This window comes from Myxococcus dinghuensis, assembly GCF_024198235.1.
Taxonomy (GTDB): Bacteria; Myxococcota; Myxococcia; order Myxococcales; family Myxococcaceae; genus Myxococcus; species Myxococcus dinghuensis.
This window is the reverse complement of the sequence record NZ_JAKCFB010000079.1, coordinates 1-14,349: the sequence shown is the minus strand read 5'-3', so window position 1 is coordinate 14,349 and position 14,349 is coordinate 1. Positions and strand designations below refer to the sequence as shown.

At 70.9% G+C, this 14,349-nt stretch carries 11 protein-coding genes and 1 pseudogene; 3 read left to right on the top strand and 9 right to left on the bottom strand.

Annotated elements, in window-relative coordinates; genetic code table 11:
* The 3 genes from LZ198_RS41975 to LZ198_RS43350 form a co-directional block, all read right to left on the bottom strand.
* Window positions 1-1,149: serine/threonine-protein kinase (locus LZ198_RS41975; RefSeq protein ID WP_253977803.1), on the bottom strand; the 1,149-nt coding region annotated here is incomplete at its 3' end.
* A gap of 258 nt (window positions 1,150-1,407) precedes the next feature.
* Window positions 1,408-2,691: a hypothetical protein gene (locus LZ198_RS41970; RefSeq protein WP_253977802.1), complete on the bottom strand. Its 1,284-nt coding sequence runs from the start codon at window positions 2,689-2,691 to the stop codon at window positions 1,408-1,410.
* A gap of 4 nt (window positions 2,692-2,695) precedes the next feature.
* Window positions 2,696-3,907 (bottom strand): PEGA domain-containing protein, encoded by a 1,212-nt coding sequence (locus LZ198_RS43350; RefSeq protein ID WP_253977801.1) that lies wholly within the window; start codon window positions 3,905-3,907, stop codon window positions 2,696-2,698.
* Window positions 3,908-4,134: 227 nt separating this feature from the next.
* Here LZ198_RS43350 and LZ198_RS41960 point away from each other — a divergent pair, with 227 nt between their 5' ends.
* Window positions 4,135-4,575 carry a host attachment protein gene (locus LZ198_RS41960; RefSeq protein ID WP_253977800.1) on the top strand — a complete coding sequence of 147 codons (441 nt, stop codon included), beginning with the start codon at window positions 4,135-4,137 and terminating at the stop codon, window positions 4,573-4,575.
* A 113-nt stretch (window positions 4,576-4,688) separates the two neighbouring features.
* On the top strand, window positions 4,689-5,288 hold the full coding sequence (locus LZ198_RS41955; RefSeq protein ID WP_253977799.1) for an HAD family hydrolase: 600 nt from the start codon (window positions 4,689-4,691) through the stop codon (window positions 5,286-5,288).
* A 7-nt stretch (window positions 5,289-5,295) separates the two neighbouring features.
* Here the strand turns inward: LZ198_RS41955 and LZ198_RS41950 are convergent, their stop codons facing one another.
* The 4 genes from LZ198_RS41950 to LZ198_RS41935 all read right to left on the bottom strand — a co-directional run bounded on the left by LZ198_RS41950 (window position 5,296) and on the right by LZ198_RS41935 (window position 11,149).
* Window positions 5,296-5,943 carry a glutathione S-transferase family protein gene (locus LZ198_RS41950; protein ID WP_253977798.1) on the bottom strand — a complete coding sequence of 216 codons (648 nt, stop codon included), beginning with the start codon at window positions 5,941-5,943 and terminating at the stop codon, window positions 5,296-5,298.
* Window positions 5,944-5,990: 47 nt separating this feature from the next.
* Window positions 5,991-6,587 (bottom strand): adenylate/guanylate cyclase domain-containing protein, encoded by a 597-nt coding sequence (locus tag LZ198_RS41945; protein ID WP_253977797.1) that lies wholly within the window; start codon window positions 6,585-6,587, stop codon window positions 5,991-5,993.
* A 298-nt stretch (window positions 6,588-6,885) separates the two neighbouring features.
* A complete protein-coding gene (locus LZ198_RS41940) occupies window positions 6,886-8,859 on the bottom strand; it encodes a serine/threonine-protein kinase (protein ID WP_253977796.1) in 1,974 nt (657 codons plus the stop codon).
* Between the two features lie 211 nt (window positions 8,860-9,070).
* Window positions 9,071-11,149, bottom strand: coding sequence for a S46 family peptidase (locus LZ198_RS41935; RefSeq protein ID WP_253977795.1), 2,079 nt, complete (start codon window positions 11,147-11,149; stop codon window positions 9,071-9,073).
* A gap of 112 nt (window positions 11,150-11,261) precedes the next feature.
* Between LZ198_RS41935 and LZ198_RS41930 the strand changes: the two genes are divergently transcribed.
* The gene (locus LZ198_RS41930) at window positions 11,262-12,401 is read left to right on the top strand and encodes an esterase/lipase family protein (protein ID WP_253977794.1); all 1,140 of its coding nucleotides are present in this window, start codon (window positions 11,262-11,264) and stop codon (window positions 12,399-12,401) included.
* A 630-nt stretch (window positions 12,402-13,031) separates the two neighbouring features.
* On the opposite strand, the gene LZ198_RS41925 is transcribed toward LZ198_RS41930, so the two are convergent.
* A complete protein-coding gene (locus LZ198_RS41925; RefSeq protein WP_256560385.1) occupies window positions 13,032-13,505 on the bottom strand; it encodes an Imm21 family immunity protein in 474 nt (157 codons plus the stop codon).
* A gap of 710 nt (window positions 13,506-14,215) precedes the next feature.
* Window positions 14,216-14,349: pseudogene (locus LZ198_RS41920) on the bottom strand (IS256 family transposase); the annotation flags it as partial.

The following is a 14,349-nucleotide window of genomic DNA, read 5'->3' as shown; positions in this document are numbered from 1 at the left end:
CGGCGCCACGACGGACTCCGTGCGCGCGAGGGCCGCCTGCGCGGCCGGCGCGTCACCGCGCGCCAGGCCGATGAGCGCCGCGACGCCCAGCACCAGCGCCGCGCCCACGCCCAGCGCCACGCGCCGACGCAGGGGCTCGGCCACCGCGGGCAGGCGCTTCGTGGGGCGCTCGGACGGGTCCATCGCCCCGACGGCCTCGGGGGACGCGGGCGCCTGGACGGGCAGGAGCAGGAGCGCCGTCGTCACCTCCGCCAGCGACCGGGGCCGCGCCTCCGGCTCCTTGGCCAGGCAGCGCGACACCAGCTCCGCCAGCGCGGGAGGCACGGCCTCGCCGGAGGCCAGGTGCGAGGGCAGCGGCGGCGGGGGCTGGGTGATGATCTGCACCACCAACTGCCCGAAGGCCTCCGCCTGGAACGGCGGGTGGCCGGTGAGCATCTCGTGGAGGATGTTGCCCACCGCGTAGATGTCCGAGCGCGCGTCCACCGGCAGGCCCGCGGCCTGCTCCGGGGACATGTACGCGGGCGTGCCGATGATGGTGCCGTCCACCGTGCCCGTGGGCGGCGCGTCCTCCGCGGCGAGCAGCTTGGCCACGCCGAAGTCGAGCACCTTCACGAAGTCCGGCTGGCCCGAGCGCTGGATGAGGAAGAGGTTGTCGGGCTTGATGTCCCGGTGCACCACGCCCACCTGGTGGGCCGCCCCCAGCGCGGCGCAGACCTGCACCGCGATGCGCTGGATGCGCGCGAGCGACAGCGACTCCTGCTTCAAGAGCGCGCCCAACCCCTGGCCGCGCAGCAGCTCCATGACGCAGTAGACGTGCCCGCCCTCGCCCTCGTCCACGAAGTCGAAGATTTCGACGATGTGCTCGTGGTTGATCTGGTTGACGGTGCGCGCCTCCTGGAAGAAGCGCTGGACGAAGTTGCCGTCGCGCGCGTGCTCGGGCTTGAGCACCTTGAGCGCCACCTGACGCCCCAGCCGGACATGACGCGCCTGGAACACCCGCCCCATGGAGCCTTCGCCCAGGAGCGTCTCGAGCTGGTAGCTGCCCAGCAAGGCGCCTTCCTGCAGCTCCAGGCTGGCGCGCGGCTCACCACTCACGGCGCCCCCCGAGCGGGAAGGAAGGGTGCGAGCGAAGTGGTCGTCGTTGCCCATGATGTGAAGAACTCTCCACGCGCGGGAGCAACGGCAACCCACGTCGGACGCTCTGTCGTCCACGTGACGTCGCGCCTGTCGCCCCTCGTGCCGTCACGCGGACGCAGAAGGTCACTCCCGCACGCCCACATAGGGAAAACCCGGGGTCCTCCCCTCCCCGCGCGCCCGCCCGCCTCCGCGTCCCCCCGGGGACGTCCTTCACGGCCAGCCTGGGGGACGGGATGCGCGGATTCACGACGGAGGGCTCGCTCGGGGGGATCAACCGCAGGTCTTGTTCGTCTGGCACGTCCCGGCCACGCGGTTGCCGTTCACCAGGCGCGTGCACGTCGTGCCGCGGGGGCAGTCCACGCTGTCCGCGCAGTCCACCAGGCCATCGCGGTCGTTGTCCACGAGGTCGCGGCAGTTGTTCTCCACGCACCGCCCCTGGTAGCAGGCCGAGTCGACGTCCCCGTCCACGCAGTACTTGAAGTTGCAGTCGCTGTCCGCGCAGTCCGCGTTGCCGTCGCCGTCGTTGTCGACGCCGTCGGTGCAGTTGGACTCCGTCTTCGCCAGGCCCTGGCAGGTGCAGCCGTTGCCGCAGGACAGGCCCGCGCAGTTGGTGTCCTGGCAGTCCGTGGAGCCGTTGCCGTCGTCGTCCACGCCGTTGGCGCACGAGCCCTCGAGGCACTGGGCGCCGTGGCACGTCAGCCCCGCGCCGCACTCCTTCTGCGCGCAGTCCGTGTCGTCGCAGTTGGCCTTGCCGTCGCCGTCCTCGTCGCCGGTGCCGAGCGTGCAGACCGTCTCCGTCTTGCGCCCCACCACGCACAGGCAGCCGGCGCCGCACGACTGGTTGTCGCAGTCGTCGCGGTCCGCGCAGTCGGTGTTGCCGTCACCGTCCGAGTCCAGCCCGTCACCGCAGTCGGACTCCGTCTTCCGCCCGTTCTTGCAGACGCAGCCGGCGCCGCACGACTGGTTGTCGCAGTCGTCGCGATCCGCGCAGTCCGTCTGGCCGTCCAGGTTGTCGTCGATGCCGTTGCCGCAGTCGAGCTCCGAGCGCTTCTGGCAGTGGCCCTCCACGCAGTTCTGCTGCGCGGTGCACTTCACGCCGCACGCGCCGCAGTTGAAGTTGTCCGACTGGAGGTCGAAGTCCTCGTCGACCTGGCCGTCGCAGTCGTCGTCCACCTGGTTGCAGCGCTCCACGGAGGGCTTCACGTCGCCGACGCAGACCGTGCTCAGGTCGCTGGCGCACACGGAGACGCCGTCCTTGCACGCCCCCACGCCCCGCGTCCCCTCGGGGCCCGTGTAGCAGGGCGCGTCGTCCAGCTCGTCGACCTCGCCGTCGCAGTCGTCGTCCAGCCGGTTGCAGAGCTCCACCGGCTCCGGCTTGCAACAGTAGCGGGGACCGCCGTTGGGCAGCGCCGCACAGACGAAGGACTCGCCGCCGCAGTCCGCGTCCGTCGCGCAGGTGTAGGGCGCGTTCTCCGGGAACTCCACCTTGCAGGCCGCCGCGCCCACCAGGAGCAGGCCGGCGAGGACATGGCGCCAGGAAACGAAGGTCTTCATAGGCTCAGAAGCTCCCACCGACGACGACGTGGACCGCCGTGGCGGCGCTGCCCGTGCCCGCGCTCGTGGGCGCCGGCGCTTCACTGCGAGAAGGGACCACCAGCAGCCAGGTCACGCTGCCCGCGGTCGCCACGCCCCCTCCGATGAGGAGCGCGGTGGCGAGGTTCGCCTGGGAGTTCGCGTCCAGCCGCTCCTTGCGGGTGACGTCGATGACGCCGTCGCCGTCCGCGTCGACCGCGCGCTTCTCCACGTCCTTGGCGCCCAGCCCCATCACCACGCCCGCGCCCACCGCCGCCAGGCCCACCAGCGCGCTGTAGAAGGCGGGGCGCTTGTAGATGGGCGTGCCCTCGCCGCGGCTCGTACGCGACAGCCGGGCCACCGCCTCCTCCGGACCCTCCGGCGCCGGGCCGGAGATCTCCAGGCGGGCGTCCACCTCTTCGCTGCCACCGGGCTTGAGGTTCAGCGTCTTCGTGACGGTGCTGTACTCGTCCGCGGAGACCTCCAGGGTGTGCGTGCCCGGCGGCAGGCGCGCCTCCACGCTGCCCACGCCGAGGATGCGCTCGCCCACCTTCACCACCGCCTGCGGCACGTTGACCGTCACCTTCAACATCGCGCGCGGGCGGCCCAGCATCATCATGCGGCTGGACAGCTTGCCGGCGGCCTCCTTCACGAACGCCGCGTCCTTCGGGTTGCGGCCGGACACGGCGTCCTCGTGCACGACGTTGCGGTCGCGATCATACGTCCACGCGCGCAGCGTCCACCCCGCGTCCTCCAAGGACAGCCGCGCGGTGGTGAGCAGGTCCGCGTCCAGCGACTCCGCCGGCTCCGCCAGGCACGTGGCCGTCGAGCAGCGCAACGCCGCGCCGTAGCCCGCCTCCAGCCGCTCGCGCGCCTCCTGCGAGGTGGCGCCCAGCGTCACCATCCCCGAGGACATCGCGCCGCGCAGCAGCTCCTTCAACCACACCGAGGCCTGCTGCGCCCCGGCGCGCTCCGGCGTCTCCAATCCCAGGAGCACGAAGCGCGGCAGCAGCGCCGCCTTCGGGTCGCTCTCCCGCAGGTCCAGCCCCATGTCGAGGCCCGGCTGCTGGGCATCGGTGGGAGCAGGCGTCGAGGTCTCGGAGCTGAGGTCCAGGCCCAGCCCTTCCTGCGCCCACGAGGGGGGAGCCAGCAGCGCGAGCGCCACGAAGGCGGCCGGCGCGAAGACGGGAATACGCATGGCCCGGTTCTACTCCGTTGGCAGTCTCAACGGAATGATCGGCCACATTTCGAACAGTCGGTGGGCGTGGGTGGTTGTCAACCGGGTGGGACATGCCCGCCTGCCCTGCGCACGACGGGGAACCGGCCGCGCCGCGGAAGCTTGCCGCTCCAGGGGTCGGACCTCATCTCCCCAGCGTGAGGTCTCCCACCACCTCGACCTCTCCCACCCCGATGGAGGCGTGACACATGGCGGACGCAAAGCTCTGGATTCTTGTGGGGAACGCGAGCCGGGCGCGGCTCTTCGCGACGGACGCGAAGGCCGAGTCGGACTGGCGGCTCGTCGAGGAGTTCCACCACGAGGAGAGCCGCGCCAAGAGCGAGGAGCTGCGCGACCAGCCGGACAACCCCAACGCCGGCACCCTGCACGGCCCGCCCGGGGAGAACGAACCCCAGGGCCGCAGGGAGCTGGAGCACGAGCGCTTCGCCCGCGAGCTGTCCGGCGTGCTGGACCGCGGGCATGACCAGCATGCCTTCGACAAGCTCGTCATCGCCGCGCCTCCCGAATTCCTCGGCCGGCTGCGCAAGGCGTTGAGCACGCGGGTGCGCCAGCGTGTCCTCCTGGACCTGGGGTCGGACTACTCCAGCGTGCCGGCGAGGGATTTGCCCGAGCGCGTGCCCATCCTCTAGGGCGCGTCGGACCCGCACGGGATTGTCACGGACGGGCGCGCGCGTGTCGGCGATGATGTCCGACATCGCATGACGCCGCCCGCGCCGGGCGGGGACGCTCGCGAGGAGAACGCATGTCGGAGGTGAAGGCGGTCCTCCTGGACCTGGGCAACGTGCTCGTCTTCCACGACAACGCGCGGCTGTTCACCGCGCTCGGGGCGCGCGCGGGGCTGTCCGGCGAGGAGGTGGGGCGACGCCTGAGCGGCGCGGGCTGGACGGCGGCCAACCGGGGACGGCTCGACGCGGAGGGCATCCGCCGGGACGTGTGCGGCGCGCTGGGCGTGGACCTGCCCATGGAGGAGTTCGCGCCGCTGTGGAGCAGCCACTTCACCCTGCACGACGCGGTGCTGCCGCGCGTGGAGGGGCTGGTGGGCCGCGTGCGGCTGGGGCTGGTGTCCAACACCAACGCGCTGCACATGGCCTGGCTGCGCCCCCGGCTGCCCGTGCTCCAGCGCTTCGACGCGCAGGTGATGAGCTGCGAGGTCGGGTTCGTGAAGCCGGAGCCGGACATCTACCGGCTGGCGCTGGAGCGCGTGGGCTGCACCGCCGACGAGGCCGCCTTCTTCGACGACCTGCCGGAGTTCGTGCAGGCCGCCAACACGCTCGGCCTGAAGGGGCGGCTGTTCACCACCGCCGCCACGTTCGACACCCAGCTTCGCGCGCTGGGCCTGTGAGCGCGCGTCACTCGTACTTCTTCACGGGCGGCTCGTGCTTCGCCGCCTCCGCCCACCGCTGGAAGGCGGGCAGCGCGAGCACCGCGTCGCGGTACGCGGCGCTCACCGGGTCCAGCGCCACGTCATAGGTGACGAAGCGGCTGACCACGGGCGCGTAGAAGGCGTCCGCGATGCTGAAGCGCCCGAAGAGGAAGGGCCCGCCCTGGCCGAAGCGCGCGCGGCATTCGTTCCACAGCGCGAGGATGCGCTGGATGTCCTCGGCGACGCCCGGCGCGCGCCCCTGCCCCGGCCGGCGCGCGTGGAGGTTCATGCTCATGTGCTCGCGCAGCCGCGTGAAGCCCGAGTGCATCTCCGCGCAGACGGAGCGCGCCGTCGCGCGGGCGGCGCGGTCCTCGGGCCACAGCCTCGCCTCCGGGAAGGTCTCCGCCAGGTACTCGCAGATGGCGAGCGAGTCCCAGATGGACACGTCCCCGTGGATGAGCGTCGGGAGCCGACCGCTGGGCGAGTACCGGGCGATGGCCGCCACGGTGTCCGGCGTGTCCAGGGGGATGACGACCTCCTGGAAGGGTTGTCCCGTGTGGGCCAGCGCCAGGTAGGGGCGAAGCGACCACGAGGAGTAGTTCTTCGACGCGACGACGAGGGTGAGCTGGGGCATGCCGCCGACCCTAGCGCCGAGCGCGCCCGCGGGCCCAGCGTCCCGCGTCAGTTCGCCGTGTCGTGTCCGCCCAGCAACGAGCGCACGCGCGACAGCCACGGCTTGCGACGACGGTGCTCCGGGTCGATGCGGTACACGGCCACCGGCAGGCGGATGTTCTTCATCTCGCCCCGGCCCAGCCGCACCGGCGGAGACGCGAGCCGTCCCTCGACCTGGCGGGCGACGGTCTCGCTCACGTAGAGCGTGCCGGGCCGCGCGAGCGCCTCGATGCGGGCGGCCAGGTTGACGCCCTCGCCGAACACGTCGCCGTCGCGGTGCACCACCATGCCCAGGTGCACCCCCACGCGCATCACCACGCGGCGCTCCGCGGACACCGCGCCGTTGCGCGCCTCCAGCGCCGCCTGGAGCGCGAGGCCGAAGTCCACCGCGGACATGCCGCCCTCGAACTCCAACAGGAAGCCATCCTCCAGGCGCTTCACCTCGCGCCCGCCGTGGCGAGGCAACAGCTCGCGCACCAGGAGCGCATGCTCCTCTCTCACCACCTGCTGGAGCGCTTCGTCACGCCAGGATTCACGGCCCGCGGCTTCGATGCCTGTGAACAGGATGGCCGACAGCCTGCCTGGTTCGGGTACCTCCACCACCATCGTGCAACTCCCCTCCCCCCGGGTTCCGACTGTCCGAAAGCCTACTCCAGGACGCGGGCAGGGATGCCAGCCCGGCCCCGGCGAGGCTGGGAACGGCCCCTCGAGCGCCCCCTCGACCACCGAGGAGACAACCTTTCGGAGCGTGAACCCACCTGCTGGGTGACATGAGGTTAGGTCATCGCTGACGCGACGCACCAACGACCCAACAGGGAATGACGCGGGGTGTCCACCCACCGACGCAGCAGGTCGGATCGAGGTCGTGCGTGAGACACGACCCGGGCCTGGGGGGAGGCGGCGTTCAGAGGGAGATGTCGTGGAGCTGGCAGAACTTCCGGACGCGCGCGCGCTCCGACGCGGGGACCCGCGCCCAGGCCTCGTGGGCGCCCGCCGCGTCCTTGCGCAGGCAGTGCGCGCGCGTCAGCAGCACGAAGGACCCGGGCGAGCGGGACGACTCCTGGCCCCGGAGGATGAGGACGAGGGCCTGCTCGCCGTCACCCTTCGACAGGGCCCTGTCCGCCGCGGCGAAGTCCTCGCGCGCGGAGGGGCGGGGCGGCTTCGGCGCGGCGGTGGGGGACTCGGCGGGTAGTGCCGAGGGAGGCGCGAGCCCCTCCGCGACCGGTGCGTCGTCTCCCCCGGTTGCGGGCTTCACCTCGGGGCTCGTTCCCTCCGCGCCAGGGGGCTCGGCCGGGAGCCCCGTCCGCTCCGGCTCCACCCCGACCGTGCCCGGAGGCCCTGCGTTCCCCAGGGGCTTCCCCTGCGCTTGCTCCGCGGGCGCGACGTCCGGCTTCTGGCCAGGGGCCTCGGGCGCCACGGGCACGACGGTGGTGACGGGCGCCCCGCTCCGCGGCAACGGCGCGACGTCGAGCACTTCCGACTGACGCCCCACCCGGAGCGCCACGACGCCGGCCAGCAGGAGCACGGCGGCCACGAGCGCGACGAGCCCCCAGCGTCCCGCCAGCACCCTGCGCGCGCCCACCGGAGGCGTGGCGGACTGGATGGTCGCCGCCTCGCTGGCGGCGTCCTCGTCATCGAGGTCCACCTCGGGGACGGGAGGATTCGAGGGAGGGGCCACCGCCTGCGGCGCGGGCGACACCGCCGCGTCGACGGGCATCAGCGCGGCGGGCGCCGGATTCACGGAGGCGCCCACGGCGTGCGAGCCCCCGTCGCGCCCCTGCACCACCCGGGCGGAGTGACCCGACAGCGGCGCCGAGGCGGCCACGGGCGAAGCCACGGCCGGCGCGGGCGCCTGCTGCGACGCGGGGCGCCTGACGGCGACCGTGGGTGGCTTCGACAGCCGCGAGGCGATGGGCCGCGGCTGCACGCTCGCCGTCGACACCTGCGCGGAGGGGACGGGGGCGGTGATGGGCGCGTCGGACGCGGGCGTGGCGGAGCGCAGCGGCGAGCCCGTCAGCGCGGCGACGAAGTCCCCCACCTGCGCGAACCGGCTCTCCGGCCGCTTGGCCAGCGCCTTCTCGATGGCCTCCACCACGTACGGGGGCGTGTCGGGCGCGGCCTCGAGCAGGGGCTCGGGCGGGTCGTAGACGATGCGGTAGACGAGCTCCGACAGCACGCCGCCGTCCTTGAAGGGCAGCTTGCGCGCCAGCATCTCGTAGACGAGCACGCCGAAGCAGAAGATGTCCGTGCGCGGGTCCACCTCCGTGTTCTTCCCCAGCGCCTGCTCCGGCGCCATGTACTGGGGCGTGCCCAGCAGGATGGCGTCCTGCGTCTGCACCGTCTTCGAGTCGATGATCTTCGAGATGCCGAAGTCGAGCAGCTTCACGTGCTCCACGTTCAGCCCCGCCACCTCGGTGGGGACGAGGAACACGTTGCCGGGCTTCAGGTCGCGGTGCACCACCCCCGCCTGGTGGGCCGCCTGGAGCGCGGAGCCCATCTGCCGGGCGATGGAGAACACCTCCTGCAACGTCAGCCGAGGGCCCTTGCGCATCCGGCGCGACAGCGGCATCCCGCGCAGGTGCTCCATCACCAGGAACGGGGCGCCATCCTCCAACGCGTTGAAGTCCAGCACCTCGACGATGTTCGGGTGACCCAGCCGGGTGGCGATCTCCGCCTCGCGGCGGAAGCGCAGATAGACTTCCTTCCCCAGGCTCCCATCGTGGCGCAGCACCTTGATGGCCACCTGCTTGCCCGGTAGCCGCAGATGGCGCGCCAGGAAGACGGTGCCCATCCCGCCCCGGCCGAGCACCCCGGAGATCTCGTACGTGCCCCCCAGGATGGTCCCCAGGGGTATGTCATTCGCTGCCGTGGAGCCCATGGAAGACCGGCCTTCGCTTCAGAAGCCGCATTCTATCCAGGAGACCCTGACACGCCCTGGCCCGTCGCCACGAGCGAAAAGCCTCACGACATCCCGGAATGGACAGGTCCCGAGGGCCAATGGCTATCGTCTTCTCACATCCTGAAAGTCAATGCCCCGCGTCCACCGCCGCCGAGGCGCGCGGCCGGGTGGACGCGGGCGGGACGGCGGCCTACTTGGCGGGTGGGGCCTGGAGGTCGCCGGCGGCGCGCAGCTCGTCCAGCACGCGCCGGGCGCCGTAGACGTGCTCCAGCGCGGCGAGGATGCCGTCGCCGTGGACGGCCACCGCGCGGTTCGTCTCCGGGACGTACGCGTAGCGGCCGCCCAGCGAGTGGAGGTTGCCGTCGAAGACGAGCCCCACCACGTCGCCGTCGCGGTCCACCATGGGCGAGCCGGAGTTGCCGCCGATGATGTCGTTGGTGGTGGCCAGGTCCAGGGGCGTCTCGGCCGGCACCTTGCCCTGGGCCTTCACCCAGGTGTCGGGCAGCTTGAAGGGGTCCTTGTTGGTGTGGCGGGCGTAGGCGCCGCCGAAGGTGGTGAGGGGCGCGACGGCGCGGCCGTTCTCGTCCCAGCCCTTCACCACGCCCGCGTTGAGGCGCAGGGTGAAGGTGGCGTCGGGGTAGCCGGCGGTGCCGTACACCGCGAGGTGCGCCTTGGCGATGCGCTCACCGTTGCGCTTGAGCACGGCCTCGACCGTGTCCTCGTAGCGCTTGCGCACCGCGCGCGACTCCGCGTCCACCTTGCGCGCGAAGACGAGCATGGGGTCCTTCGAGGCCTCGACCGCCGCCTTGCCGCCGTCGACCAGCGCCTGGCGCACCTTCGCGTCGCCCAGCTTCGTGCCGCGCACCAGCGAGCGGGCGAGCGCCTCGGGGGCCTCCCGGCCCAGCACGGCCACGACGAACGGGTCGTCCGCGCCGAGCGTCTCGCGCAGGCGGGTGAGGCCGAAGGAGAGCAGCAGCTCGTCCAGCTCCAGGGTGATGGGCGCGCCGCGCAGCAGGTTCTGGCGCAGGGTGGGGAGCTGCGCCTCGGTGTACTCGCGCAGCCGCTCCGCGTTGGGCTTGGGCTGCTCCTCCGCCATGCGCACCAGGTGCCGCGCGATGGAGAACAGCTCGGAGGGGTACGCGTCACCGGCCTCCTTCATGCGGTACTCGGGCAGCATGCGGCGGTAGGCGTCGAGCGCCTTCGCCGTCTCGTCCCACGCGCCGGCCGTGGCGGTCTTCACCTGGGGGTTGGCGTCCACCTTCGCGCGCAGCGCGGCCTCGTCCTCGCGCTTCTGCGCGAGCAGCGCCGGGTCCGCCAGGGCCTGGTGCCGGCCGCGCAGCGCCTTCAGGCCGTTCTCCACCGCGCGCAGGCGGTTGCGCGTGGTGCGGTAGCGCTCCGGGTTGACGCTGGCGTACTCGCGCAGCCGCCCGCGCAGCTCGGACAGGTGCAGGAGCGTGTAGGGCAGGTTGACGTCGCGCTGGAACTCCAGCTCCGCGACGGTGGCCTTGCGCTCGGTGCCGCCGGGGTGGCCGGAGACGAAGACGAGGTCCCCCTCCTTCGCGCCCTGCTTCGCCCAGCGCAGGTAGTCCGGGCTCTTCGCCGGGGCGTCGTCCTTCCACACGCGCAGGAAGGACACGTCGTAGCCGAAGCGCGGGAAGTTGAAGTTGTCCGGGTCGCCACCGAAGGCGGCCATGGAGAACTCCGGGGCGAAGACGAGGCGCACGTCCTGGAAGCGGCGGTACTCGTAGAGGTGGTACTTGCCGCCGTTGTAGAGCGTCACCACGTCGCACCGCACGTCGGTGGAGGTGGCGCAGGCGGACTCCACCGCGGCCATCTCCTTCTTGAGGGCGGTGTTGAAGGCGGCGCCGGTGAGGCCCTGGGTGGCCGCGTTCATGCGCGCGGTGACGTCCGTCATCTTCACCAGCTGGTTGGCCTCCACCTTGGGGCAGCGGCGCTCCTGCGCGGCCGTCTTCGCCTGGAAGCCCTTGGCCAGCAGGTCCTCCTTCGGTGAGGACAGGTCCTCGATGCAGCTGCGGACGCAGTGGTGGTTGGTCATCACCAGGCCGTCCGGGGACACGAAGCTGGCCGAGCACCCGCCCGCCAGACGGACCGAGCCGAGCCGGACCTTGTCCAGCCACGCCTGGGTGGGCGTGAAGCCGTGGGCCTTCGCCACGGACTCGGCGGGGAAGGCGTCATAGGTCCACATGCCCTCGTCCGCGGCGGCGGGGAGGGACAGGAGCAAGCCGACAGCGAGCAATGCGCGTTCCACGTGCGGGTGTCCTCGAGATGTCTCAGTGGGAGTGGGGGGCAGGTGTCAACGCATGCTCGGTGTCACCATTCCCGAGCGGGAATCACGCGTCGCGTCAGCTATGGTGGGGGGAATGGCCGCGAAGCACCACATCTATCTCGTCCCCGGGTTTTTCGGGTTCATCAACCTGGGAGAGCTCGTCTACTTCGGACACGCGCTGGACTACCTGAAGGTGGAGCTGGCCCGACGCGGCGTGGAGTCCGAGGTCACCATCGTCCTGTCGCATCCGACGGCCTCCATCCGGACGCGGACGGCGGACCTGCTCAAGGCGGTGCAGGAGACGGCGAGCGGAGACGACGGGCCCATCCACCTGGTGGGGCACTCGACGGGCGGGCTGGATGCGCGGTTGTTCACGAGCCCTGGCGCGGACCTGGGCGAGGGCCAGGAGGTCGAGCCGTTCGCGCGACGGGTGCGCTCGGTGGTGACGGTGTCCGCGCCGCACGCGGGGACGCCGCTGGCGTCGTTCTTCCTGGGGTTGTTCGGGCAGCGGCTGTTGAAGCTGCTGTCGCTGTTCACGGTGTACGTGCTGCGCTACGGGCGGCTGCCGTTGCGCGTGGTGTTCCGCTTCGGGCACCTGCTGTCGCGGGCGGACGACCAGCTCGGGTGGAAGCAGACGCTGCTGGACCAGCTCTACGACCAGTTGCTCGGGGACTTCTCCACCGAGCGGCGCGACGCGGTGGCCCGGTTCCTGAGCGACGTGGGCAACGACACGTCGCTGATTCCGCAGCTCACGCCGGAGGGCATCGACCTGTTCAACGCGAGCACGGCGGACCGGCCCGGGGTGCGCTACGGCTCCGTGGTGACGCAGGCGAGGCCGCCGTCCCTGCGCACGCGCGTGTCCGCGGGCTTGGACCCGTACGCGCAGCTCACGCACACGATTTATGCGTTCGTGTATGGCAAGACGCAGAAGATGCCGCTGACGGCGCTGCCGCTGCATACGCCCGCGCAGACGGCGGCGCTGGTGCAAGCCTATGGCGCGATGCCGGGGCCCACGGCGTGTGACGGCATCGTCCCCACGCGCTCACAGGTGTATGGCCGCGTGCTGGCGGCGGTGCGCGCGGACCACCTGGATGCGATTGGGCACTTCGACCAGCCGGCGCACCAGCCGCCCCACGTGGACTGGCTCATCTCCGGCTCGGGCTTCCGCAGGCCCCAGTTCGAGGCGCTGTGGAAGACCGTCGTGGACTTCATGCTGGAGGACGAGCGGCGCTGAGGCGCACACCTCAGGGGCTGAACCGGTCGAGCCATCGCGGCGTCACATCTGCGCCACGAGGAGATACCCATCAATCGGCAAGGACTCAGTCCTGCCCCAAACGGGTCAAACTAGTATTTCCAGTTACCGAAGGAATCGGCGAGAACTGTCTCGCACTCCGATTCGGGCACTGGAGACATTCGACATGAAGCTGCGTGTACTGACTGTCGTGATGCTGTCCTGGCTGGGCGCGGCTTGTGGTGGGACCCTCGACTCCCCCCTCCCTGAGAATCAGGAGAGCACCTCGCGAGAGGACGCGCTGTCCATCCCCGAAGAAGAGGGCGAGCCGTGCGACGCCGCGTGCAAGTGCCTTCGGAAGTGCAGCCGCGAGTGCGCCGGCTCCACTGACCGCGCGGCCTGCATGAACGCCTGCAAAGGCGACTGCTAGAGTTCCCGACGCCTCCGAAGGCACGGGCCCGGGCGGTTCGCCGCCCGGCGCTCCGTGCCTGCACCAGCGCACGGGGCCGCCCCACGTGGACCGGCTCGTTCTCCGGCTCGGGCTTACATGGGACGAAGCCTGCTGACCCAGGGAAGGAGAGGGACATCGCCAGCCCCTCCCCTTCCCAGTTGCATCAGCAGTGGCTCACGAAATCACCCACCCAGTTGATGCAGAATCAGCTGCACATCCTTCTCTGCGTCATTCACCACGTAGGTCCGAACCACTCCCACGCGCGATGTCAACGTGAATTCGAGCCTCCGTGCATCGCCCCCTGGAGCCCCAGCGTCGAACACGACGAGGGTTCCGTTCAGGTGAACAGGCTTCAAGATCTCGCTCGGAACCATCGAGCTGAGATCCACTCCAAGCGCCACCTTGATGAGGCAGTCTTCATCCGGAGCAGCCCCCCATCGAACGAGGGCCACTCCGTCGCCACGGTGAATCACGGATGTTCGCAGGGGTTCATCCCCGAGGACGAGCACGTCTCCCCACTCTCGTGAAATCACCCCGGCGAAATCAGACACACCACACGCCTCATCATAATCATCAGTGTCGACACCACCCCAGTCGAGACTGTTCTCCTTCCGCATGACGACCAAAGGGCCACCTGCAGACTCTACCCAATCCATGACTCACTCCTGACTAGCGGCTCTTTCCTCGCCGCAGAGTGCCGTTGACATCGCCCCCCTGCTGCCGGCTGCAGCCAGCACAATGAGGGTAGAGCTGCTGCGGCGAACCCGGAGGTGCCAGCTGATTCGGCGGCTGATGGTCCGGGATGAAGTTTCCGCTCTTCGTTCCTGGATCCGTTTTCCCACAGGTGTGGCACCCCGACTTACTCCCAATCGCATTGACGGCTTCACGCTCGGCCTTGGTGAAGTCACGCTCAGGTCCTCGTGCTGGAACAGACTCGCCCGCATACGGACCTGGTTCAAGTGTCTTGGGTCCTTCTTTCGAAGCACCTGAGTCTTTGGACGAACCTCCACCATCCCCGGCCTTGTTGGCCATCTGGAGGGCATTGACGGCTCCCACGATGTTGGCCGCGCCAGCGGTGATGTAGGCGGTTCCCACCACCACGGAGGAGACCCCCAGGGCCGCGGCGGGGACTCCCACCACCGCCCCGACGCCCGTCGCGGAGAGCGCGACGCCACCCGCCGCCGCCGTCCCTCCTCCCACGATTCCCGCTACGCCTCCGACGATGTCCACCACGCCCCAGGCGAAGAGGGCCGCCGAGTAGCCGAGGTAGAAGTGCTTCGTGTTCCCCTCCGGCGGAGGGGTCAAGTCCCGAATCGTGTGTAGTTGGTCGGGAGGGGGTTCGGGGGAGGAATGCTCCTTGGCGGGGTCAAGCGGCGGCAGTGTCTGGGGTTGAGTTGAGCAGGGACATGTCGAGGTAGCGGCGGTCCTCCCAGACGCCGGTGACTTCGAGGGCGACGGCGGTGATGAGGCGCAGGGCGCTGGCCCGGTCCGGGAAGGCGC